Origin of the sequence: Aquirufa regiilacus (assembly GCF_032470275.1) — a bacterium.
Taxonomy (GTDB): domain Bacteria; phylum Bacteroidota; class Bacteroidia; order Cytophagales; family Spirosomataceae; genus Aquirufa; species Aquirufa regiilacus.
In genome coordinates this window covers 101,295-126,548 of the sequence record NZ_JAVNWW010000004.1, presented here as the reverse complement: position 1 = coordinate 126,548, position 25,254 = coordinate 101,295, and the positions used below count along the sequence as shown (strand labels likewise).

The 25,254-nt window shown below is 44.3% G+C and carries 18 protein-coding genes; 6 read left to right on the top strand and 12 right to left on the bottom strand.

Annotation, left to right across the window (positions count from 1 at the left end; genetic code table 11):
* The first annotated feature begins 77 nt into the window (after positions 1–77).
* Positions 78–932, top strand: coding sequence for an AraC family transcriptional regulator (locus PQG45_RS09210; protein WP_315574364.1), 855 nt, complete (start codon positions 78–80; stop codon positions 930–932).
* Here the strand turns inward: PQG45_RS09210 and PQG45_RS09205 are convergent.
* Positions 925–2,778: a sialate O-acetylesterase gene (locus PQG45_RS09205; protein ID WP_315574362.1), complete on the bottom strand. Its 1,854-nt coding sequence runs from the start codon at positions 2,776–2,778 to the stop codon at positions 925–927. The two genes, PQG45_RS09210 and PQG45_RS09205, sit on opposite strands and share 8 nt — an antisense overlap.
* Positions 2,779–2,820: 42 nt before the next feature.
* On the opposite strand from PQG45_RS09205, the gene PQG45_RS09200 reads away from it, so the two are divergent.
* Positions 2,821–3,183, top strand: coding sequence for a Dabb family protein (locus PQG45_RS09200; protein WP_315574360.1), 363 nt, complete (start codon positions 2,821–2,823; stop codon positions 3,181–3,183).
* 7 nt (positions 3,184–3,190) lie between these two features.
* Complete coding sequence (locus PQG45_RS09195; protein ID WP_316070730.1) at positions 3,191–3,637, top strand: hypothetical protein; 447 nt, start codon at positions 3,191–3,193, stop codon at positions 3,635–3,637.
* 82 nt (positions 3,638–3,719) lie between these two features.
* On the opposite strand, the gene PQG45_RS09190 is transcribed toward PQG45_RS09195, so the two are convergent.
* The 3 genes from PQG45_RS09190 to PQG45_RS09180 all read right to left on the bottom strand — a co-directional run bounded on the left by PQG45_RS09190 (position 3,720) and on the right by PQG45_RS09180 (position 9,040).
* Positions 3,720–7,214, bottom strand: a complete 3,495-nt coding sequence (locus PQG45_RS09190) for a family 78 glycoside hydrolase catalytic domain (protein WP_316070729.1) — start codon at positions 7,212–7,214, stop codon at positions 3,720–3,722.
* Positions 7,215–7,451: 237 nt separating this feature from the next.
* The gene (locus PQG45_RS09185; protein ID WP_315574354.1) at positions 7,452–8,309 is read right to left on the bottom strand and encodes an alpha/beta hydrolase; all 858 of its coding nucleotides are present in this window, start codon (positions 8,307–8,309) and stop codon (positions 7,452–7,454) included.
* Between the two features lie 2 nt (positions 8,310–8,311).
* Complete coding sequence (locus PQG45_RS09180) at positions 8,312–9,040, bottom strand: NUDIX hydrolase (RefSeq protein ID WP_315574352.1); 729 nt, start codon at positions 9,038–9,040, stop codon at positions 8,312–8,314.
* 112 nt (positions 9,041–9,152) lie between these two features.
* Between PQG45_RS09180 and PQG45_RS09175 the strand changes: the two genes are divergently transcribed.
* From PQG45_RS09175 to PQG45_RS09165, 3 genes are read left to right on the top strand one after another with little or no spacing between them, the layout of a single operon-like run.
* Positions 9,153–9,533 (top strand): hypothetical protein, encoded by a 381-nt coding sequence (locus PQG45_RS09175; protein WP_315574350.1) that lies wholly within the window; start codon positions 9,153–9,155, stop codon positions 9,531–9,533.
* A gap of 10 nt (positions 9,534–9,543) precedes the next feature.
* Entirely contained in the window at positions 9,544–12,840 is a 3,297-nt protein-coding gene (locus PQG45_RS09170) for a glycosyl hydrolase (RefSeq protein WP_315574349.1), read from the top strand.
* 6 nt (positions 12,841–12,846) lie between these two features.
* The gene (locus PQG45_RS09165; protein ID WP_315574348.1) at positions 12,847–13,647 is read left to right on the top strand and encodes an SDR family NAD(P)-dependent oxidoreductase; all 801 of its coding nucleotides are present in this window, start codon (positions 12,847–12,849) and stop codon (positions 13,645–13,647) included.
* A 93-nt stretch (positions 13,648–13,740) separates the two neighbouring features.
* Here the strand turns inward: PQG45_RS09165 and glf are convergent, their stop codons facing one another.
* The 8 genes from glf to PQG45_RS09125 are packed head-to-tail and all read right to left on the bottom strand — an operon-like array spanning position 13,741 to position 25,247.
* Positions 13,741–14,850, bottom strand: coding sequence for a UDP-galactopyranose mutase (glf, locus tag PQG45_RS09160; protein ID WP_315574346.1), 1,110 nt, complete (start codon positions 14,848–14,850; stop codon positions 13,741–13,743).
* Between the two features lie 31 nt (positions 14,851–14,881).
* Positions 14,882–15,724 carry a VOC family protein gene (locus tag PQG45_RS09155; protein WP_315574344.1) on the bottom strand — a complete coding sequence of 281 codons (843 nt, stop codon included), beginning with the start codon at positions 15,722–15,724 and terminating at the stop codon, positions 14,882–14,884.
* Positions 15,721–16,209 (bottom strand): DUF4442 domain-containing protein, encoded by a 489-nt coding sequence (locus PQG45_RS09150; RefSeq protein WP_315574343.1) that lies wholly within the window; start codon positions 16,207–16,209, stop codon positions 15,721–15,723. The genes PQG45_RS09155 and PQG45_RS09150 overlap by 4 nt, the downstream gene beginning before the upstream one ends.
* A gap of 10 nt (positions 16,210–16,219) precedes the next feature.
* Positions 16,220–16,660: a GNAT family N-acetyltransferase gene (locus tag PQG45_RS09145; RefSeq protein WP_315574341.1), complete on the bottom strand. Its 441-nt coding sequence runs from the start codon at positions 16,658–16,660 to the stop codon at positions 16,220–16,222.
* Positions 16,650–17,204, bottom strand: a complete 555-nt coding sequence (locus PQG45_RS09140) for a methyltransferase family protein (protein ID WP_315574339.1) — start codon at positions 17,202–17,204, stop codon at positions 16,650–16,652. The genes PQG45_RS09145 and PQG45_RS09140 overlap by 11 nt, the downstream gene beginning before the upstream one ends.
* A gap of 54 nt (positions 17,205–17,258) precedes the next feature.
* Positions 17,259–19,961 (bottom strand): hypothetical protein, encoded by a 2,703-nt coding sequence (locus PQG45_RS09135; protein WP_316070728.1) that lies wholly within the window; start codon positions 19,959–19,961, stop codon positions 17,259–17,261.
* A gap of 1 nt (position 19,962) precedes the next feature.
* The gene (locus PQG45_RS09130) at positions 19,963–22,647 is read right to left on the bottom strand and encodes a hypothetical protein (RefSeq protein ID WP_316070727.1); all 2,685 of its coding nucleotides are present in this window, start codon (positions 22,645–22,647) and stop codon (positions 19,963–19,965) included.
* A complete protein-coding gene (locus PQG45_RS09125; RefSeq protein ID WP_316070726.1) occupies positions 22,647–25,247 on the bottom strand; it encodes a hypothetical protein in 2,601 nt (866 codons plus the stop codon). The genes PQG45_RS09130 and PQG45_RS09125 overlap by 1 nt, the downstream gene beginning before the upstream one ends.
* Between the last annotated feature and the right edge of the window lie 7 nt (positions 25,248–25,254).

The following is a 25,254-nucleotide window of genomic DNA, read 5'->3' as shown; positions in this document are numbered from 1 at the left end:
CCAATGAATTCCTTATTGACGAATATTTGTACTGTATTGATATTTTTGGTTAAATTGTTTTAGTAATATATACTTTTATGTCAATGAAATTAAAATTAGAGCAGATTCAACCCGATTCCGAGAGTTCGTTTCGCTTGTTGTTGACGCCGCAGCTCAACGAGGTTTTTTATTGGCATTTTCATCCTGAAATCGAATTGGTTTATGTCGAAGCGGAACAGGGAATTCGGCACATTGGCGATCATGTTTCGACCTATTATGGGTCGGATTTAGCTTTGATTGGATCTAATATTCCCCATTTGAATTTTGATTACGGTGCAAAAACGCGCGTGGAAACGGTCGTTATACAGTTCCCGCCTGATTATTTTCAAGTCCGCATGGCACAGGTTCCTGAAATGGGGGAAGTGCAGGCGCTCATGGAACGGGCTAATTCAGGTTTGGCATTTGATGGCGAAACGAAACGACTGGTGGGGGAGCGAATGAAATTGATTCCGACCTTGAACCACTTTGATCAATTCATCGAATTATTGCAAATTTTTCAAATCTTAGCTTCAAGCGAATCTGCTGTATCATTACGCGCCCGACCGATTGCGAGCCAACAAGTTTTGAAACAACAAGAGCGCATGGCGCGGGTGTACCAATACGTCGAAAAACATTTTCTTGACAAAATTAATACGGCTCAAATTGCTGATGAGTTGAGTTTGTCGGTTCCGGCGTTTTGTCGTTACATCAAGAAAACGACCAAGTTGACCTACACGGATTTCGTGAATCAATATCGAATTAATTATTCGAAACAACTGTTGCTTCAAGACACGAGCATCACGGCTTGTTGCTACGAATCGGGCTTTGAAAACTTGTCTTATTTTAATCGGGTTTTCAAAAAACAGGAAGGGATTTCGCCGTCCGCGTATCAAAAAATTCACCGCATTAGTTAGCTTCTATTTCGAAGGGTCCAGCAGGTAGACCTGTTTCGTTCGTTAAGTTCCCTTCCGGATTTTCCGACCAGGCATATCGAACATAAACGGGTTCTTTTACTTCTTCTGAAGAAACGATAAGCTTGTTATTTTCGATGTGGGCTTTGGCCCAAACAAATTTTCGATCCTTGCCTGCGATGGCGAAATACTGCAATTCGTTTTCATCACTTTTGTCGATTTTCAAGGGACCACCTTCGGGCTTAAATTCCAATTCAATTTTGTTTTCCTTTCGTATTGCTTTTTTAATTTGCGGCCCCGCGGGTTCCTTCGTCACCGCATCAGCAAAGCGTTCACCCAAGGGTTTTTTACGCAAGGGGTGGATGTCATTCCATTCGCCTAAATCAATTGCCACGACCATCCGACTGTTTGGTATTTCGGTTTCGGCCTTTCGTTGGGCCTCGCGTAATTGCGCCCAGTTGCTTTCCACTGGAAGAAATTGTCGGTCGCCAAAACCTGGCAATTGCGCATAAAGAAAGGGTAATTCTTCCTGCTGAAACTTTGCGCGCCAATTCGCGGCCAATGCTTTTAATAGATCTTTGTAGTCATCGGGTTTTCCCGTATTTGACTCCCCTTGATACCACAAGATTCCTTTTAAACCATACGGAATCAAGGGAGCAATCATGCCATTATATAAGGCCGTGGGGCTATACATTTGTGCTGTGGAAACAATGGGATTGGGGTTCCAAACCGAACCCACTTTGTATTGCCATTGTCCGATAAGGGTAATAGACTCATTTCCCAACTGCAGTTCATAGCGTTTGTCGGGAACAAATCCACCTTTACTGGCTTGGTTGGTAACACGGATGACTAAAATGTTCTTTCCGGCGTGGAGGATTCCAGGTTTAACTTCGTAGCGTCGCGGGGGATATTGATAGGTGATATTCCCGATTCGAGTTCCGTTGACATACATTTCATCGGCATCCACAATCCGACCCATGAAGATTTTCGCGGATTGATTGACTTGCTCTGCTGTCAGCTCAATTTCCTTCCGAAACCAAACGACACCATTTAGGTCGCGCAGCCCCTGATCTTCCCAAAACCCTGGAATAAAATAGTTCTTCCAGCCCTGCGGTTGGTAATTTACTTCATACCATTTTGTGGTTTCTGTTAAACCCTTGTCGGGCAATGCTTTACTAAGCGCTGCGGGTTGCTGTGCAGCCGCGGTGTCTTGTTGGTAGGCCGGGAATTGTTTTAATTGGTCCAGGCTCAACCACGATTCAATAGGCGAACCACCCACGCTGGCGTTGATGATGCCGATGGGGATGTGGTTTTTTTCGAACAGTTTTTTGGCAAAGAAATAGCTAACTGCGCCCATGCTAAGGACGTTTTTGGGGTTGGTTTCCTGCCAAACACTTTTAGGTAAATCGGTTTTCTCAAGCATCTTGCTTGAAATGGTGGGGATGAAAAAATTGCGAATCTGTGGATATTGAGCCTTTTCGATTTCCTCGGCGTATAATTCTTTGACGCGCTCCATGGGCAAAACCATGTTGGACTGCCCCGCGCACAACCACACATCGCCCCAAAGTACATTGTGTATCACGACATCATTTATGCGAATATCGTATGGCCCTCCTGCAGCGAATGCCGGTAATTGTGCTGTCCATTTTCCTGTTTTGTCACTTTGCGTTTTAATGACTTTGCTTCGGGATTCAATACGAATTTTTTCACCTGGACTTGCCCAACCCCAGATTTTCGTGGGCTTATCGCGTTGCAAGACCATGTTGTCGCCAACTAAAGCAGGGAGTTTGATTTGGCCGAACGCTAGTTGCGTTGTGAGAATTAAAATGAGGATGTACCCATTTTTCATAAAAATGTTATTTATTTGCTCCGTTAACTAAAAAGGAAATTTATGAAATTCTACTTGTCCATTCTATTCTTATTTGGAATTAATCTAGTAGTTGGTGCAAAACCCCAACGCCTCAAGCACGTAGTTACGATTACTTTTTCGGCTAATGCATCAGACGCTCAAATCAAAGAAATCGACGATTCTTTTCAGGGCTTAACTAAAATTCCGGTTGTGAAAGGTTATGAGTGGGGGACCGCAGTGAATCAAAAAGACGCGACATTGCGCCAACATGTTTATGCGTTTACTTTTGATCAGGCTTCCGACTTAGAGATATATGCGAAGTCCAAAGAACATCAAGCGCATATCAAAGTTGGTGCCAACATTACCGCTGGGGTGAGTGCGATTGATTATTTACTGAACGACTAAACATCATATGAAACAAATTATTACAGCCCTTTTCGTAGTTATTGCTTTACACTCTTTTGCACAAACTCCCGAAATCATTCAAACGAAGGTAATCAACTCGAATTGTCGGGTTACTTATGCCAAAGTCCAAATTGCCCCAGATTCTGTTCTATATGTAGTCGATTTGGCATTTATTAGCACGCGAAACTTGTGGCATCATTTGATTCTAGATGATGAGACAAAGTTTTATCGGTTTAAAAACGATCTAATCAATAAAACCTTGGAAACTACGCTGACGGACAAATCGCAGTATAATTCCGTTGTTCGAAAGGAATATTACATTGGAAAGCATCTAGACGATGATAATATCCATATCCTTTTAACGAATAATCAAGAGCGCTGGATTCTCACGAAAGAGGTTGCCAAAGAGCTTTCGTTATTCATTAATAATATTCCTTACGGTAAGCAATTGTAATTATCAGTTTCCTGTTCGAAATTTGGTCTCCTCCGCACTACCTTTGGCAATCCTCCAAGGTTTGCCAAAGGTAAGGGGGATGTTATTCTACAACAAATACATATTTCCCGCTCGCTAATTCTTGCACAAACGTATCGCCATTCGCTTTCCACTTTCGTGTTCCTTCTGTGATGCGCGCGCCATCTTTCACCGGCAATGTCAATTGTGCCGAAGTATTTGCTGGCACCTCAAATCGATAGGTCACACGCCCGCCTTTCACCGACCACCCACTCGAAATTTTTCCATACATACTGGAAATATGTCCTTTGGCATGGGTCAATACGCCTGTTGGGTCCGGAATCGGACGTAAATAGAAATGCTTGAATCCTGGGGAGTTCACATCGCGCTGGATCCCCAACGAATGATTGTACATCCAGCCGGCAACGGCCCCAAACGAATAATGGTTGAACGAATTCATACTATTATTTCCCCCAAAACCATTCTCCACCGTATACGAATTCAAGCGTTCCCAAATCGTTGTTGCCCCATTCGCCACGGAATACAACCAGGATGGATAAGTCTTTTGCGTCAATAAACGATAGGCTTCGGCATGTTGGCCATTTGCCGACAAGGCCTCACTAATGGATGCCGTGCCGATAAATCCTGTCATTAAGGAGTAGGCAGGTCGGGCCACACCGCCATCATCTGTGTTCGAACGCTTCACCGTTTCCACTAATCCTGTTACGGCATAAGGTTTATTTGCTGCATTGAAAATGCCCAAGGCTAATGGTATGGCATAGGAGGCTTGGGTGTCGACCAACTGCCCTTTGTCTGTTTTCCCGGCAACCGCAGCGGCATTTGGGGGTCCCATCGTTGCAGCTTTTACGCCCGACTTCACCGATTTATGCGTCGTGGCATCCATGTAAATGGAGTTAAATAGGGCCTTGCGTTCTGCGGATTTTTTATCAAAATTCATGGCATCTGACGGGAATCCTAAAATGCGCGCCACCTTTGACATAATATCATAATTATAGGCCTGGTAGCTCATCCAAAAAGCGGTATTATCATTCTTATTTCCCTCTGGACTCAACCAATCCCCTAAAGGCCCCTCATTCAAAATGCCCTCTGGGGTTTGTTTGGACGCTAAAAAAGCCACATAACGCTTCATCGCATCGTAGTGCTCAGACAATAGTGCCTTGTCGCCATATTGCTGATAGGTCTCCCAGGGAATCACGATGCCCGCACTTCCCCAAAGCGTTCCCCCAAATCCTCCGCCCATCGGCGCGACATCCGTGAAGCGTCCATCGGCCCGCTGCACATCGCGCATACCTTGCAAATGCCGACGTAAGAAATTGTTGACAGGTGCTAAATAGGTAGCGGTTTTCGAGAAGACATTGATGTCCCCCGACCAGCCCATCCGCTCATTTCGAGCTGGAGTATCCGTTGGGATAGACAGGAAATTCCCGCGCATCGACCAGGTTATATTGGTCCATAATTTATTCACCATCGGGTCCGAAGTCTCATAGGACGAACTGATTTCGCTAATCGATGATAACACGATTCCTGCCACTTGGGGCAATGCCGGCGCCTGATCAACACCCGTAATTTCCAAATAGCGATAGCCATGAAACGTAAAACGCGGCTGAATGTATTCATCTCCGCCTTTCAATACATAGATGTCTTGAGCTAATGCGGCGCGAATATTCTCTAACATGATCATGCCCTTTTGGGAGGCATATTCAGCTAAATCTGGGTATAACATTTCCGCATAGCGCAAGGTAATCACTTGTCCCGCCTTGCCTTTTGGAATGAAAATCTTGGGAAAACCCACCATGTTTTGGCCCATGTCATATACGAAAACACCTTTGCGCGGTTCTTGAATCGATTGTGCTTGCAAGACCTTACGCACTTGGACATGATCGTCCAATTGGCCGCTTAATTTCATGTTGCTGTAGTCTAAGGATTTGTCCAAAAAGGCTGTTCCTTCTAGTGTAATCGCAGCTGCCGGTTTCCAGTTTTTGTCGCTGTAGCTTGTTGTTGCCCAACCCGCAATTGCGGCATCTTTCTGCGCGTCATACACTTCGCCTTGGAAGAAACTACCGACGCGGATAGGTCCATCGCTAAAGGTTTTCCACTGCGACGGATTTGTGTTGACGACCTGTTCGGTCCTGTCTGTGTATTCGATTATCAATTGGGCCAACAAGGATTGTCGGTCACCAAAATAGTTCCAACTTTCACCACTGTAGGTAATATTTCCCGACCACCAGCCTTCGCTGAGCCATGCGCCCCACGCATTTTCGCCTGATTTCAGGAGTGATGTTACGTCAAAACTTTGGTATTGATGGGTCTTGTTGTATTGTGTCAAACCCGGGTTAAAATAGTCATCGCCCACGCGTTTCCCATTTAAATATAGTTCATATATGCCGCGTGCTGTGGCATAAATACGCGCCTTTTTTATGGTTTTTCCCTGTGTTGTAAATGCTGTTCGTAACATCGGCGCGGCATGTTGGCTCGGATTCGCAACGGCAAAAACGCCGCTCACGCGAAATTGCTTTCCATCCCAACCGGGCCAAAGCCCAGATTTTTCCGCTGCCGCGAATAATGTATTACTCGGTTGGCGGAAATTCTTGATCAACACCTCAGAAAAAAACGCTGTCTCCCCGGCAGGTACTTGGAAGCCGATTTCGGCCAACATCGGATAGGAGATGAAATTATTTCCCACCCCTACCGGATTTAGGTTAAAACCCGATGGCGCAAAGGGACTCGCATTTTTGGGCGTAGGGTTAATCTTATGCTCCTTATCTACTTGACCAATGTAAAGGTCATATACACCAAAATTACATGTCGCGAAAACGGTATGCGCCTGATATTGATTGGCTTTTGAAATGATGTTTGTAGGAATCGGGAAGCGATACAAAGGTTTGTTGGCCTCATCTTTTGAATCATACCCAGCCCGATATACATTGAAAAAGGCTTGCGTCGTATCTGAAATATCCATTTCAAAACGAATGTAGTTTTCATTTTTTTCGCTAGTAACCCCTTGAATATTGAGGTTTTTATTTTGCAAACGAGGGTCGTTCGCGCCAAAAACAAAGGAAGCTTTTTTCGAATGGGAAGCCTCGTCCAACTGAACTTTGTATTGAAATTTATACACCGAAAGGTAATTGCTGTAGAAGGGTAAATCGTTCGATCCGATCCATTGCGCATCTTTCCAGCCGCTTGCTAAAAGTCCCGTTTCGAAGGATGCATTAGCGGAAGTAACCCGGTTTTTTTGGTCCCAAACTTGGACATTCCAGGTATATTTTTGTCGGGCGACAAGCGCCTCTCCAGCATAGGAAATACCGATGGAAATAGCTGATTTGATTTTTTGGCTATCCCAAACCAAGTTTTGCTTTTCGTCCTTGACTTGTATGCGGTAGGCGATTTGCTTATCTCCACGAGAAGCGGAATTACGTTGCATTTGCCAAGAGAAACGTGGTTTTGTTTCATCCATACCCAAGGGTTGATCTTGGTATTCTACTTGGAGTTTGGTCAGGCTGACTTGTGCAAAGCTCGAAAGACTTAGCAAGGTCAGGCACAAAAGTTGGGCAAATTTCATGTTCAAACGGTTTAGAAATCGAATGTACGTAAATTAACGAGAAGGAGTATCCCTAGTCGGGATAGGATAGTTGGCGGGACGCATGCTAATCCCCAGACTAAAGTCTGGGGTTAAAAAGGGATTCGGTATCTGATTCCACAGACTGAAGTCTGGGGTTATATAGTGGAGGGTTGTATGAAAATCGCCAGGCTAACACCTGGGTCTATAAAATCATAACCCTAGGCTTTAGCCTAGGGACTACAAAAATTTGCGAACCTTTAACCAGTTCTCAAAATCCACCGTCCAGTTATCACTCGATGTATTGTTTTTTCGCATGCCAAACCCGTGGCTTCCATTTTCGTATACATGTAATTCACTCGGGTGTTTGGCGGCGGTCCAACGTTCGAATAAACGAATGCTGTGCGGCGTGAATCCCAAATTATCATCGGCCGCCACGGCGATGAAAGCTGGAGTCACAGCGTTTGGCATTTCTTTACCTGTCACCGCATCCGCATAATAATAAATGGGAGCTATGAAATTTGGCTTTAGGTTTTGTGGCGCGCTCAACAAGACATTCATCGTCAAGGTACCTCCGGCAGAAAAGCCCATGAAGCCCATTTTGTTGGGATCAATGCCCAAAGCTCCCGCATTAGCTTTCACATATTTAATCGCTTCAATGCCATCTTGAGTCGCCATCTCAACGACTGGCGCATTGATTTCATCGAGCTTTTTGAAGTCCTTCATGAGCGGCATTAATTCCGCGAAGGGATTTGGACTGTTGGATTTCACGACCCGATATGTTAAAACGAAAGCGGTAATTCCACGTGCGCTTAGCCATTTGGCCACATCATGTCCTTCAGAATCGATGGATAAAATGTGGAATGCTCCACCGGGTGCGACGATGATCGAGGTTCCGTTTCCTTTTCCAGGTACAGCTGGGTAGATGGTCAGTGTCGGTTCCGTCACATTGAACAACATCCGATTATTGGGCATGGGGGTGAATTCTTTCATTTCCCAATTCCAGTTTTCGGAACCAGGGGCTTTGCCCGGATAGAGTTTAATAACTTGTTGGCCGAATGCCGAAAGGCACATGCATAGAAATAAAGCAGTTTTCATGGTTAAGCAGGGATAAATTTATATAAATAGGGTGCCTTGTTTGCCGCGCCGGTAAATTGCTTTTCCAGGCGCTCAACAATATTCAAAGCTAAAATCATTTTCTGAAAATTGTTTCGTCGAAAAGGTTTGTCAAATACCGATTCGTACAAGGCTTGCAATTCTTTCATGGTAAAAGTCTCAGGGAGTAAATTATAGCCCACAAGGTGATCATCAAAGTTGGCCCTCAGGGCCAGCAAAGCTCTCTCCACAATTTCTTGGCCATCCATAATCATTGTTGGCATATTTTTGATGGGCATCCATTCCATTTTTTCATCTAGATAGGAGCATTGGGGATGGACCTTATTGATGTCCACCAAGGCATAATAGCCAATGGAAACGAATCTCCGCACAAACCAATCAAATTCCGCTTTTTCTCCTTGCAAGTCCGGATTTAGGCGAAGCAATTCTGCCATGAAAGCGGTATTCGTTCGTGCGGCTTTCCCGAAGACATGAAACTGTTCCAGGTAGATATCGGTCAATTGAGTTCGTTCTTCCAAAATCCGATTGGCCGCATCATCTACATCTTCCTCCTGGTGGATGAATCCACTAGGCAATGTCCAAAAATCCCCTTGAAAATTTAGCTTGGGAAGTAAGACATGCATTTCCCCTTTGCGATACCCGAAAATAACACAATCGACGGCCAATTGGGCAATGTAATTTTGTTGACTTATCAGGTTGTAACTTTCTGACATCTTGGTAAATTACTTGTGTTTTTTCAAAGGTAAAAAATATTGTCTAAAAAATAGACAATATAAAATTCCTTTCTATATTTGCCTCACAATAAACCCTTTAAATCTATTTACTATGAAGAAGATTCTTGCCTTCATGTTTGTGTTAACGACTTTGTTTTCTGCTTCGGCTTTTGCGTCTCAGCCAGACCCAACCGATTTTTTTGCTGGAAAATGGAAAATCGTGGTCTTAGGTACTCCTAATGGGGATGCGACATTTGCGACTAATTTGGTGCGCAAAGATGGTGTCTTGACAGGTCAATTGAAGATTGTTGGTGATGATTCACTTCCAGCGGTTGAAATTTCGAAAGTTGAAGATGATAGCGAGAAGGTGGTGATTTATTTCTCAACACAAGGCTACGATGTCAATGTGGAATTGACAAAAGTGGATTCCGATAATTTGAAAGGAACCTTGATGGGAATGTTTGAGGCGAAAGGATCACGCGTTAAGGAATAAACGACCTTTTATGATAAAGAAACTCTTATTCGCGGCAGCACTTGTCGCGAATTTTTCTGCTTATGCGCAGATTTCCTCGCTTCAAAAAGATTTTTTAACACCTCCTGCTGCTGCAAAGCCGCGGGTGTGGTGGCATTGGATGAACGGAAACATTACAAAATCAGGGATCAAAAAAGACCTGGATTGGATGAGCAAAACGGGCATCGGTGGATTCCAGAATTTTGATGCTAGTTTGTTTACGCCAGTGGTCGTAGCGGAAAAACTCGTGTTCATGACTCCGGCTTGGAAAGACGCTTTCCGGTTCACGACGGAATATGCGCATGAAAAAGGCTTGGAAATGGCGATTGCCGGTTCTCCAGGATGGAGTGTGACGGGAGGTCCTTGGGTTCCGGATGCGGACGGTATGAAAAAATACGTTTGGTTGGAACAACGAATCCAAGGCGGTAAACGCGTATCCGTTTCTTTAGCAAAACCCTCCGGTATCACGGGGCCAATGCAAAATGTTCCCTTTGAAGATGGGGGATTTTCTGCAGGATCAGGTCGGAAAGGAGCTCAGCTTTATCAAGACATTGCGGTTTGGGCGTATCCTGTCAGCCGAGAGGATTTATCCGCACGGGACTTGAACCCTCAAGTGAGTTCGAGTGGAGGGAGTTTTCAGTTGGCTGATTTGACGGATGGCGATTTACATAAAATGACTTATTTGCCTCCTGTTGCCGTGGGAGAGAATGCCTGGATTCAATATACGTTTCAGTCTGCTACGGTTCTATCGAGTGTGGTATTATCGAATGAATCTTATGGAGAATTAGCCGTTTTTAATGGCGGAGGCAATAATCGGAGCATTCAAGGGAGTTTAGATGGAACTAGCTTTTTCGAAATTGCGCAGGTTCCTGCAACCATCACGCCACAAACAACAATTTCTTTCGCGCCACAGGCCTTGAAGGCCATCCGACTCTGTTATCGCTCTGAAAAACCGGGAGGAGTGGGTGTTGCTGCGATGTTTGGCGTAAAGGCAGGAACGGAACCGAAGGGGACAAAAATCGCCGAATTTAATGTATTTACGAAGCCTCGCGTTCATTTGTTTGAGGCCAAAGCGGGTTTTGAGGCACACAAGGAATTGGCCAATGCCGGCACGCCGGATGTAACGGGACCTTTGCCTTCGGAAATCATTAATGTGACGGAATATTTGCAGGCGGATGGACGTTTGGCCTGGGATGCGCCCGCCGGAAATTGGGATATTATTCGTTTTGGATATTCGTTGACCGGAAAGAAAAATCATCCTGCATCGCCAGAGGCAACAGGGCTCGAAGTAGATAAGCTAGATCGTGTGGCCGTTACGAGGTATTTGACGAATTATTTAGATCAATATGCGGATGCTACGGGCGGAAAATTAGGCGATGCGGGTTTGAGCCACATGGTCTTGGATAGTTACGAGGCGGGACACATGAACTGGTCGGCGACGTTTGCTGCCGACTTCAAATCCAAAAGGGGATATGATTTAGGCCCTTGGATGCCTGTATTAGCAGGTCGTATTGTCCAAAATACCGCTGCGAGTGAGGCATTTTTATGGGATGTTCGGAAGACAATCGGGGAATTGATTGTTGAGAATCATTATGAATTAATTGGTGATTTGTTGGCCAAACGTGGCATGAAGCGTTACACGGAATCGCATGAAGGGGGGCGTATATACCTCGCGGATGGCATGGATGTGAAACGTAAGGCGGCCATTCCGATGGCAGCCATGTGGCAGCCGGGTGCTTTGGCGGCCGGAAAGGATGAGGAAGTGCGGTCCCGCGCAGATATCCGTGAGGCGGCTTCTGTGGCTCATATTTATGGCCAAAATATTGTGGCAGGTGAGTCCATGACCACGGCAGGAAATTCATTCAGTCCACATCCCGGAACGCTCAAGCGGACAGCGGACATGGAATTAGCTTCAGGTTTGAATCGTTTTGTGATTCATACTTCCGTTCACCAGCCGAAGGATGATTTATTTCCGGGCTTGACGTTGGGACCATTTGGTCAGTGGTTTACGCGGCAGGAAACCTGGGCGGATCAGGCAAAAGTTTGGGCGAATTATTTGGGTCGTTCTTCTTATTTGTTGCAACAAGGGAAAAATGTTGCGGACATCTTATATTTCTATGGAGAAAACCAAAACATCACTTCGCTGGCCATGGTGGCATTGCCAGCTATTCCAGCCGGCTTTGAGTTTGACTATGTGAACGCTAGCGCTTTGCGGGATGCCATCCGGGTTCAACAAGGTAAATTGCTAAGTCAGGGAGGAACGAGTTACCGGGTATTGGTATTGGATCCGAGTGCGAAAAAAATGACGCTTCCTACTTTGAAAAGGATTTTGACCTTGGCACAACATGGGGTTCCTGTGGCAGGAGAGTCTCCGGAGTCAAGCCCAAGTTTATTGGATAATCCTGCGGAATTCACGAAAACGCTGAATGCGCTGAAGGCTTTGCCATCCGTGCATTTAGGAGAATCGCTTGTTGATGTATTGGCCAAAAACAAGGTGGACGCTGATGTGCAGGTGTTTAAAAATCAGGCAACTGTTTTATTCCAACATCGCCAAGGGGCTGGTCGGGATATCTACTGGTTGAACAATCGTTCGGATTCCACGAATCGTGCGCAAATTTCCTTCCGCGTACAGGGGAAAAACCCGCGTTTATACAATCCAGAGACAGGTGGAGTTTCGGATGTTGCCTTTCAAACCGTTGGAGGACGGACGCTCATTGATTTTGAATTCAGCCCTTGGGATGCTCAATTTATCGTATTTGAGGGGGCCTCGACGGCTAAATTTCGGGTGAAAGCCGCTGAGTCCTTGCTTGGCAAGGGTACGCTAACAGGTGCGTGGCAAGTTCAATTTCAAGCCGATCGCGGAGCGCCTTCGAGCATTCAATTGGACTCCTTGATTTCGCTGAATCAGCATACCATGGAAGGGGTACGTTATTTTTCCGGAGCGGCGACCTACGTGAAGTCCATGGATATTCCTGCCCTCGCAAAAGGAGAAAAAATCCGGTTGAATTTAGGGGATGTGAAGAATTTGGCGGAGCTATATGTGAATGGGCATTTGGTGACAACGCTTTGGAAGCAACCCTTTGTGGCTGACATTAGTGCATTTGTGCATGCGGGGAATAACAAAATTGAGGTGAAGGTGATTAATTCCTGGGTAAATCGTTTGATAGGCGATGCGCAAAAAGGTGCGAAAAAAATTACCTATTTGTCGATGCCCATGATGATTCAGGCGGGGATGCCGACGGAGCCTTCGGGTTTATTAGGTCCAGTAACTTATGAACGATATAAATAAATTCCGATGAAAATTGCTGGAAAGGTGTTTTTGGTGACCGGTGCGGGTAGTGGTATGGGTCGGGAAATGGCCCATCAAATTATTGCCAAAGGAGGGAAAGTTGCAGCATTGGACATGCACTTACCTCAGCTGTTGGAAACCCAACAAATTTGCTCCGGAAAGGATACTACTTTTCTAGCGTTAGAAGTGGACATTACAGATCGAACCCAAGTGCTTGCGTTGCCAGAACAGGTGATCAAGCACTTTGGTCAGATCGATGGCATCATCAATAATGCGGGCATCATTCAGCCCTTTGTGAAAGTAAATGATTTAACATTTACACAAATTGAACACGTGATGAACGTGAATTTTTTTGGTACTGTTTCGGTCTCCAAAGCCTTTCTTCCTCATTTATTGGAGCGTCCCGAGGCGCACATTGTCAACATTTCCAGCATGGGAGGCTTTCTTCCTGTTCCCGGTCAAAGCATCTATGGGGCTTCCAAAGCCGCGGTGAAATTATTCACGGAGGGCTTGTACGCCGAATTGAAAGAAACGGCGGTACGTGTTTCGGTGGTTTTTCCTGGAGCGATTGCGACGAACATTACTACGAATTCCGGGATTGACATGCCGGTAGTATCTTCGGATTCGTCTAGCATGCAGACTTTACCTGCGAAAGATGCCGCGCGTATCATTTTGCACGGCATGGAAACGAATCAATATCGGATTTTGGTGGGATCTGATTCCAAATTTATGGATTTCTTGTGCCGACTGGCACCCGAATATGCCACGAACTTCATCGCGAAAAAGATGAAGGCGCTGTTGGGATAATTATCAATTTCTTGGATTTGATTATCTGTTTCCGGGGGATTTTTTTTCACCCCGCAGCACTACCTTTGCCAAACCTTGGAGGATTGGCAAAGGTTAAGCTGGGATAAAAGTTTCCACCATCGTCAGCGCACGATCGATAATCTGGTGCATATCGTAATACTTGTACTCCCCTAAGCGACCCCCGAAAAATACTTGTTCTTCCTGATCAGCCAATGACCGGTATTGTTGGAACAATTCATTATTCACCTGATCATTCACCGGATAATAGGGCTCTGTCACCTCCGCCTTATAAGGCTCCGGATATTCATAACTAATCCAGGTACTCGGCGTTTCGTTGAAATCAAAATGCTTGTGCTCGATAATGCGCGTATAAGGAATTTCCGCTTCGGTATAGTTCATGACGGCAACACCCTGATGATTCGGGTAATCATGTTTGACATGGTCGAAACGCGTTGTTTTGTATTCCAATTCCCCAAATTGGTAATTGAAATAAGAGTCAATCGGCCCTGTGTAAATCACCTTATTCGCCATCGCATTGTATGTCGATTTGTCCGCCAAATAATCCACGTTTAATCGCACTTCGATTCCTTCCAACAACTTCTCAAAAATCTGCGTGTAGCCTCCTTCCGGAATTCCTTGGTAGCGGTCATTAAAATAATTTGTATCGAATGTATAACGAACGGGCAAACGCTTGATGATTTCCTTGGGTAATTCCTTCGGGTCCTTCATCCATTGCTTTGCCGTATAACCTTTAATCAGTTTTTCGTAAATGTCTTTCCCTACCAATCTGATCGCTTGCTCCTCTAAATTTTGTGGCTCTCCCACGATATCCTTTCCCTGCTCTGCAATGATTTTTTGGGCCTCAGCTGGGGTATTTACATTCCACAACTGATTAAAAGTCCACATGTTGAAAGGTAGTGCGAATAGCTCTCCTTTGTAATTGGCGATAGGTCGGTTGGTGTAATGATTAAACTTCGCATATTGGTTTATCCAATTCCAAACCTTCTCATTCGACGTGTGGAAAATATGTGCGCCATACACATGTAAATGAATGTCATCGCGTTTTTCGGTAAAGCAATTCCCGGCGATGTGATTACGTTTTTCAATCACTAAACACGAATAGCCCTGATTGGTCAATTCTCTCGCACAAATACTGCCGAAAAAGCCGGCGCCAACAATCAAAAAATCATAAGGTTTTTGCATAACCAAGGGTTTATTTGGGCAGTAAAATTAGCTAATTTTCACATGCCTTTTCTAAATCTGCGATGATGAATTTTGACATTTGTAAAAAGGCATAAGTCGCCTTCGGTGCGGTCGCTGGATTGCTCATGAATTTACCCAAACAACTGGGGACAATTTGCCAGGAAACATTGTATTTATCCTTCAACCAACCGCATTTTCCGGGCTGTCCACCTGCAGTCAAATGATCCCAAAAGAAATCAATTTCCTCCTGTGTATCGACGACAACGACATGGGAAACGCCTTCATTGAAAGCAAATTCGTGCATGTGCGAACTATCCATGGCACCAAAAGCCTGATTTTGCAGTTGAAATTGAGCATAATTTAAATGGGTAGCCACATCTGCTCCTCCTTCTCCGTAAGGACTCAGCTGTACCGTTTTTGAGTCTGGGAAAATAGACGTGTAATAGGCAATCGCTTCTGCCGCTTTACCATTATTGTCACCTGTAAACATCATGCTCGGATAGACTTTATCGCCACTGACATGGTCTAGCATTAACTGCCAATTCACACCAAATCGGTCGGCAACCCAACCATATTTACTACTCCATGGATAAGTGTTCAAAGGCATCATGACCTTTCCTCCTTCGATGAGCCGAGCCCAAATGCGATCAATCTCCGCCTCATTTTCGGCATTATAAAAAAAGGAAATCGACGGATTGATTTTGAACTCTGGCCCTCCATTGAGGTGCATGAAACGTTTTCCCGCTAAGGTATAATTGACCGTAAATGGATTCTCCGAAATCAGTTGGATGTCGGTGAATACCGCCTGATAAAAAGTAAATGCTTCTTTGGCCTGCTTATCAAACCACAGGCATGTCATGATGGGATGACTCATATTGATTTTGCTTTAAAACTCCAGGTAAATGTAAATTCGGCGACGATGACGCCTTCTAAATTCTTGCCGATGGCCTTGGATGTCAACTTGACTCCTTCGCCCGTTTTGACCGTTTCGTCTACGGCTGCTTCCATGGCTTTTCCGTCAGCGCAGGTAAAAAAGATGGTGCCGGTTGCCTTTTTGACGAATGTCGCTTCGACTTTTTCGACCAACATGCTCACAGCCGGTTTACGATTGTGCACTTGTGCGTATGCGAGCATTCCGCTGCTCATTTCGGCAGCCATCGCTTCGACAGCGAAATACATGGAGCGAAAAGGGTTTTGGTTAAACCAAGATAATTTTACGCGAACCACACAAGATTCCTCATCGAAGTGGTGGATGTTTAAGCCCGACCAAAATGCCGCGGAAAGGTTTTTAAAGATAAAAAACTTGAATAGTACCGGTGTGGTGATAATGCGTTTAAACTCACTGAAATTAGGATTCATAGCTTCTTGTTTAGGACGATAAATGTAGGTCTTTTCGGTGCATTTTAAAAATGATTTCTCCGTTGGATTTTTGGCCAGATGCTTTCCAACCCTTATGCCTGTAAAAATTTTCAGCTCTTGTTCCTACCTCGGTTCCAAGAATTAATTCTTCTTCACCTAGTGCAAAATACCATTTGACCAAGATATCATGCAAACCACCGCCTACGCCTTGAGCCTCAAAGGAAGGGTCAACAAATAATGCCCAGACTTCGTTTCCTGTAACGTCTACCATCGAAAAGCCAACAATCTGATCGAAAATTTCACAGACCCAACCTTTGTTTGGTAAGGATAAAAAAGGCACATAATCCGCTTCCTGAACGGCTAATGGGTTTGTTAAAACATTCTCCTTCACCGCCATACGGATGCGATGCATCTCGGGAATATCTACTAGGAGAGCTTCTCTAATAGACATAGGGAATCAGGGATTTTACTTTTTTGGCATAGTTTGAATACGATTCGCCAAACAATGCGCGCAATTTACGCTCTTCTAGTCTACTCCCAACCCAGATGTAAACATAGCTGATGACAAGAACATAAAGCATCATGTGAGAGGGCATAAGTAAGTAAAGTCCTGCGATGAAAATCATGGTTCCAAAATACAGCGGATGTCGGACAAAACGATACATGCCTGTGACGACTAATTCCGATTTGGTCTCTGTCTGAAAACCTAAAAATTCACGGAGGTTGAATGCCCGGAAAGCGAGTACAATAAAAAGTAATCCGATGCCGGTGATTACACCGCCTATGAATGTGTCAGCAGAAAGTGAAGCTAGGGGTAAGGTGAACCTCAGTAAAACCGCTAAGCCAACGATCGCAATAACGTTGTAGGCGATTCGGTAATAAGGGAAAATCGACGGTGTTTTTGATTTAGCTAGTACTTTAATTGTATCTGTAGCCAGTAGACTATGTATAGCAAAATATAAGACCCAATAAAGTGTTAATAAAGAGGTTGTCATGTTGACAAATCTACTAAAAACTCCGAATTTACACGCTAGATTCCTATCCTTCCATTAATTACTTGTAGTAAAGCTAATTTCTTCACCATAGCTTGTGCCTTGTTTATTGGTAGCGTAAGCTCTGACATAGTAGAGGGTATTTGGACTTAAACCTGTCATGCTGGAATTAAAAGCCCCTATGGTTCCAGCATCATTGGTGAAGTTATGTTCGATGGTTGCTCCGGGTAGTCTTCTCCAGCAAACGCCTCTTGCTGTGACATCCTTTCCCCCATGAGAAATTACAATACCTCCAGCACTAGCGCTTGTGCTCGTAATGTTAGAAATAGTTTTCGTGTACACCGTAGGTGTATTTAGCGAGACGATGGGAGCTCCGTATTGATTATGTCCTGCTCCAAATCCCCTAGCTCCATTTTTATTAACCACTTGTGCACTTGTCGTGGATAGTTTTCCTGTTTTGATGAGTCCGTTTTTAGGCAAAACGGAAATGCTGGTTTGAATGCTTTTTTCGGCATAGGTAGCCGTTTCAGCTTGTGTTGCTGTGATGTTTGCATTTCCTTGTCCGACGATGATGACTTGATCTCCTATAATTTTCACGACACTTGTATCACTACTTACATAGGTAAATGCGCCCGTGCTGTTTGAGTTGGGGGGTGTCAAATTAAAGTTAGCCTGTCCTACTTGTTTGCTGTGCGGATTAAAATTGGATTGGGAAGGAATTACGCGCGCTAAAAATAAGATGGATTCGCTTGGGTCATCGACGACCTTATTTGCGTCAACTTGAGTTTGGGTATTGGTGAGCACATAACTTTGCGTTTCATTGGTGCTCAGCGTTTTCACGGTAGTTACGACAGTTAGTCGGTGCTCCTCGCTGGGGTACATGGTTCCGATATTCCAGTTGAAGTCGGATCCTGAGGCTGTCCATGTTCCATAGGAAGGGGTGGCAGAAACGACATTTAGGTTTGATGGAATTTGATTACGAATAACCAAGTTAGATAAATTTCCATATCCGAGATAAGCGGCTTTGATGGAGAAGGTGATTGTTTGGCCGGAGTTAACGGAATTTTTATCAGCGACAACCGAAGTAACGACTTCTGGATTACAATCGTAGAGTGATTGTGAGGCAGATTGGTAGTCACAAGATCCTGTGGAAACGATGACGTAATAATCCCCTGCGATGGAGGGGGTATAGGTATTGTTAGTTTGTCCAGGGATTACGACACCATTACGATACCAGGCATAGGAAGGGAAACCTGCTGTTGCAACGAGTGTGGAACCGGGTAGACAGCCGTCACCGGAGACGTTGACGTTGATGGTGGGCAAGGTTTCAAATCCCGAGAAATAACCCGAGGCTCCGGCATTTGAATTGACAAGAATGAATCCTACGGCAATGGGTCCTGGTGCTGATACGGAAACGTCACCTGAAAGCGCGTTGAGGTAAAAGGTTTTCCAGTCGGAGGTACCGGCGACTGATTTCTTGGCTGCTTGTAAAGTGGCCAGAGATACAGTATTTGCCCCATAGTTAACGACAATATCGGCATCAGCAATAGCTGTTGACGCAATTAGCGTGATACCTCCAGTCATGGTTAATCCGGCTATGTCTGTGATATTGGAAATGTTATCAACTTTGTTACTCAGTAGGCAATTCACGGGAGCGATAAAATTGAGGTCGACGGTTTGTGTGAGGGTAGATCCTGCGAGGCATTGAAATGCATAGGCTTCTTTAGAGGTTTGCACATACATATTCCCACCGGGAACGGAGGTCGTTGTGGATGAAGTGGAATAATAGCTACCAGGAACAATGTAATATTCGCCATTGTTAATGGTAGCGATTTCGGTTGTGGAGCCATTCACAAAGATTTTAGTGCCGTTTTGGGTAGCAACAATGATAGCAAATTCGGATTGGTCAGCTCCATTTCCACGTACGAATACATAGTCTCTTCCGAGCGTATTTTCGGGAATAATTTGGTCAGCCCCACAGTCCTGATTGGTCACATTTAAAACAGGTTGGACATGCAGTTGTCCCACGCTCATCGCAATAGGTTTATCGGACGTGACGGACGCCCCTAGCCAGCCGTCTATGTTAGGCGAAAGGGTAGCTGTCACGGGGGCTTCTAATACATAGCTTTGACCTTTGTTCAAAGTAATGCTTATGGCATCTGAAGTTATACCAGCGGGGTCATTACCTAGGCGGAATGTACATGTTGATTTATATCCAAAGATGTTCACGGTGGTATTATCTTCTGTAGCCATGATGCCCATGGAATTACTGAGTAAGGTGTAGCTTCCTCCACGGTTTGGCATGCCTCCCCATTTAAATGCTGTCCCTAATGCGGCTCTTCCTTTAGAGGTGATTGAGGTGGCTTGGGATCCTGATTTTCCACGGTAATTCACATAAAATTTTTCTCCGTTTCGAGATTTGAAAATTAACCCGCCTATCGACTGGACAATGCCTGTGTTTGCATTATCCATCATGGAAATATTATTTTCAACGGAGGTTGTCGTTGCGGGAAGTGTAAAAGTTCCTGCGCTCGATTTTGAAATAGTTACTGAGGTGTAAAGGCTCGTACTTGTTCCGCGATATACATCGACGACAAAGCTTGTTACACTTGGAGTCGTTAAGTAAAGCTTATGGTCAAAAATGGCATAATTGGGAGAAGATTCTTGTTTCAGCGGGGGTAAATAATGTAGGTCACTTAGTTGGCATAAACCGCTATACGCTTGCAAAACAATAAATGTAAATAGTAATATTTTTTTCATGTTAATTACTTGTAGTAAAGCTAATTTCCTCCCCATAGCTTGTGCCTTGTTTATTGGTAGCGTAAGCTCTGACATAGTAGAGGGTATTTGGACTTAAACCTGTCATGCTGGAATTAAAAGCCCCTATGGTTCCAGCATCATTGGTGAAGTTATGTTCGATGGTTGCTCCGGGTAGTCTTCTCCAGCAAACGCCTCTTGCTGTGACATCCTTTCCCCCATGAGAAATTACAATACCTCCAGCACTAGCGCTTGTGCTCGTAATGTTAGAAATAGTTTTCGTGTACACCGTAGGTGTATTTAGCGAGACGATGGGAGCTCCGTATTGATTATGTCCTGCTCCAAATCCCCTAGCTCCATTTTTATTAACCACTTGTGCACTTGTCGTGGATAGTTTTCCTGTTTTGATGAGTCCGTTTTTAGGCAAAACGGAAATGCTGGTTTGAATGCTTTTTTCGGCATAGGTAGCCGTTTCAGCTTGTGTTGCTGTGATGTTTGCATTTCCTTGTCCGACGATGATGACTTGATCTCCTATAATTTTCACGACACTTGTATCACTACTTACATAGGTAAATGCGCCCGTGCTGTTTGAGTTGGGGGGTGTCAAATTAAAGTTAGCCTGTCCTACTTGTTTGCTGTGCGGATTAAAATTGGATTGGGAAGGAATTACGCGCGCTAAAAATAAGATGGATTCGCTTGGGTCATCGACGACCTTATTTGCGTCAACTTGAGTTTGGGTATTGGTGAGCACATAACTTTGCGTTTCATTGGTGCTCAGCGTTTTCACGGTAGTTACGACAGTTAGTCGGTGCTCCTCGCTGGGGTACATGGTTCCGATATTCCAGTTGAAGTCGGATCCTGAGGCTGTCCATGTTCCATAGGAAGGGGTGGCAGAAACGACATTTAGGTTTGATGGAATTTGATTACGAATAACCAAGTTAGATAAATTTCCATATCCGAGATAAGCGGCTTTGATGGAGAAGGTGATTGTTTGGCCGGAGTTAACGGAATTTTTATCAGCGACAACCGAAGTAACGACTTCTGGATTACAATCGTAGAGTGATTGTGAGGCAGATTGGTAGTCACAAGATCCTGTGGAAACGATGACGTAATAATCCCCTGCGATGGAGGGGGTATAGGTATTGTTAGTTTGTCCAGGGATTACGACACCATTACGATACCAGGCATAGGAAGGGAAACCTGCTGTTGCAACGAGTGTGGAACCGGGTAGACAGCCGTCACCGGAGACGTTGACGTTGATGGTGGGCAAGGTTTCAAATCCCGAGAAATAACCCGAGGCTCCCGCTGCCCCGCTCACGAGTATAAATCCAAGTGCAAGTGGCCCAGGCGCGGATACACTCACATCACCCGTTAATCCACTGAGGTAAAAGGTTTTCCAGTCGGAGGTACCGGCGACGGATTTTTTCGCGGCTTGTAGGGTGACTAAACTGACGGTACTCGTGCCATAGTTGACGACGATGTCTGCGTCATTGATGGCGGTGGACGTGATGAGCGTGACTCCGCCCGTCATTACTTTTCCGGCGATATCAGTAATGTTAGAAATATTATCAACAGAACTACTCAATAAGCAGTTAACAGGGGCAATGAAGTTCAGGTCAACCGTTTCTGCGCCAGATGACCCACCGAGGCATTGAAATGCATAAGCTTCTTTAGAGGTTTGCACATACATATTCCCACCGGGAACGGAGGTCGTTGTGGATGAAGTGGAATAATAGCTACCAGGAACAATGTAATATTCGCCATTGTTAATGGTGGCGATTTCGGTTGTGGAGCCATTCACAAAGATTTTAGTGCCGTTTTGGGTAGCGACAATAATGGCAAATTCAAAGCTATCTAAGCCATTCCCTCGTACAAATACATAATCACGCCCTAGCGTATTTTCGGGGATAATTTGATCTGCCCCACAATCTTGCCCGCCAAATCCTGCAACGGGTTCCATGAATAATTGCCCCACATTCATGGCAATGGGCTTATCTGAAGTAACAGAAGATCCAATCCAACCTTCAACATTCGCTGAATTTGCAACCAAAACGGGGGCTTCTAATACATAGCTTTGTCCTTTGTTTAAAACAATTTGAATTGCATCAGCTGTGATAGCTGTTGTATTCGTTCCTTGTCGGAATGTGCAAGCGGGATCATATCCAAAGATGTTCACGGTGGTATTATCTTCTGTGGCCATGATACCCATGGAGTTACTCAATAAATTATAATTGGCACCTCTGTTCGGCATACCTCCCCATTTAAAGGCCGTGCCAAGGGCCGCCCGACCTTTCGAGGTAATGGATGTAGCCTGTGAGGCAGAATTTCCACGAAAGTTTACATAGAATTTCTGGCCATTGCGGGATTTGAAGACAAGGCCTGCAGTACTTACTACATTACCGGTATTCGCATCTGAAACAAAAGTGATATCATTGATGCCTGATCCAAGTGTATAAGTTCCAGGGGCACTTTTGGAAATATTGATTGTTGCCAAGATGGAATTACTCGTTCCTCGATAGATATCCACATCAAAACTTGTGATGCTGGGAGTTGTTAAGTAGATTTTTTGGGCATTGACGGCTATTCCCGCATTTTGTTTGAGGGGAGGCATGTAATGCAAGTCACTTAATTGTGCCTGGCATAAAAACACAAGATTAACAAAAAATATAACGAGTCGTATTTTTCTCATTAGTATTGATAATCAAATTGTATTCGATCGCCAACGGCGAGATCATATGCACCATTGTTTGCCGGAATATAGGTTACAGTGGTACCACTAATGCTGTAAGCTGTATTGCTGATGCGAATACCATTAATGTACATACGTAACTTTGATGTATTGGCAGGTGTATGATTGATTGTAAAACTCGTTTGACTCACTGTGGCATTAAACTCTTCGTTCGAATCTTGTGCTTGTGCAGTAGCCGTAGAAGTAGTCCAAGCGGGTAATCCGTTTGAAATGGTTAAAATTTGGTTTTCAGACCCTTTGGCTAAACGGGCTGCCGACCCACCCGAAATCCCATAGATGATATCACCCGGAGATGTCATGGGAGATAGTGCATCAAAAGCTGCTGTTTTATTTGTAGCCCCTGTTCCTCCTTGATTAATCGCCACAGCCGCGAGATTGGTTAAAATAACCGCGTCTGCATTTGGCAAGGTGTACGTTTTCTCAGAACCTGTCGCCCCTGTAAATTTCGTGAAGCCATTACCGGTACCTCCAAAGGATGAAGCGATGATGCCACTAACATTTGCTGAGCCATCAAAACTATTCCCATATATGAGCCGAGCATTTAATAATGTGCTTGCTGCCCCTGCTGCTGGAGCAGATGAAATCCATGTTGTACCATTTGAAGTTAAAATATTGCCGGATGTTCCTGGAGTTACTGCTCCCAAATAGTCCGTTCCAGCTACCGCAATACTTGGTATTCCTGTGCTTGTTGTATTTTTTAATAAACCTGTTGATAAGCCAGCCAAAGAAACACCATTGATTTTAATTACAGTAGGTGCCGCTGCAGTTCCCGCTAAATCGCCGGCCAATTGGATTTTACCTTTGGTGCTTGCATCTGCGTCGACGATGGTTGTGGAAGAAATTTGATTATCGACATAGGATTTCACGGCTTTCACACTCGGATATTTTATGTCTGAAGTTGCATCTGTAGAAACACTGATGGATTTATTGCTGCTATTTTCTTTGTTTGCTAATGCGGGAACAGTTGGAGCTGCTGCCGTTCCCGCTAAATCGCCAGCCAACTGGATTTTACCTTTGGTACTTGCATCTGCATCGACGATAGTCGCGGAAGAAATTTGATTATCGACATAGGATTTCACGGCTTTCACACTCGGATATTTTATATCAGAAGTTGCATCTGTAGAAACACTGATGGATTTATTGCTGCTATTTTCTTTATTTGCTAATGCGGGAACAGTTGGAGCTGCTGCCGTTCCCGCTAAATCGCCAGCCAACTGGATTTTACCTTTGGTACTTGCATCTGCGTCGACGATGGTTGCGGAAGAAATTTGATTATCCACATAGGTTTTTACAGCTTTTTGAGATGGATATAAAATATCGGAAGTTCCCAAAGCGGTTGCGGTTGATTTGTTACTTATATCCTCTTTACCAGCAACTGTAGTTTGCAAAGCGACTCCTTGTGTTGCTGCGTCGACATAATCTTTGACCGCTTTCACACTTGGATACTTGATATCTGATGACGCATCAGTAGTTACGCTGATGGATTTATTACTGTTGTTTTCTTTATTTGCAAGTGCGGGCACTGTTGGTGCCGCTGCCGTTCCCGCTAAATCTCCAGCCAATTGGATTTTACCTGCGGCAAGTGTTGTTGCATCCGGTACTCCTGATCCTACCGCCTGGTAGATTGAATTGTCAATATATGATTTTGTAGCCCGTTGGCTTGGATAAAGTTCATTTGAAGGGTTTCCGCCTCCCAAACTAATGTCTGAGGATTTATTACTCAAGGATTCATATGTCCCCCCTAAGTTATTGACACTATTCTGAGTATTATTTGTTTGAATTGTCAAATTACTGATTTGACCTTGAACTTGATTTTGATTTGCCTGAATTTGATTTTGTTGATCTGCCAATTTTTGGTTTTGTAAATCAAGTGAATTTGTAATGGATGCTATATTTTTTGCTTGTGAACTTAACTGATTGCCAACCTCTGTGATTCGTTGATCAACTAATAAAAATTGAGTTTGAGTCTGTGTTTGAATTTCTTGAACTTGACTCTTTAAGGGATTTAAATCTTTGGGAACAAGATATCCCATATCATTGCTGAAATCTGACAATTTTGTTGGTGCATCTGCCACATTTTGGTAATTCACAGCCTCTGCATAAAGGGCATATGCGGTATGGCTGAGTAATTGAGAACTTACTTGCGTAAAGTTTTTTGCCTCATCAAAGCTGACACTTACGGCCAGGGTTTTAATATTGGAGTCCCAAACAATTTGTTGAAAATTGGAGTATCGACTCGATTTGATACTGTTACTAGAAATGCCTTGACTTGATCCTTGTCCGATGGTAAGATTAACAAGTCCAAACTCATCGGTTGTAGTTGCTTGAATTTCTGAATAATCTAGTTCACCTTTTGCGTTACTTAAGTCAAACTTCAACCACACTTTGCCTTTAACGAGTGGCTGACCAGAAATTTTTTGTCCTGGAATATCTATAATTTTAGGGTCTTGAATAACGGCCTGGAAATTTAGACTTTTCGATTGTCCCCAAAGATTAAATCCAATAATTGAAAAAGAGAGTAGAAATAGTAATTTTTTCATTCGTTTG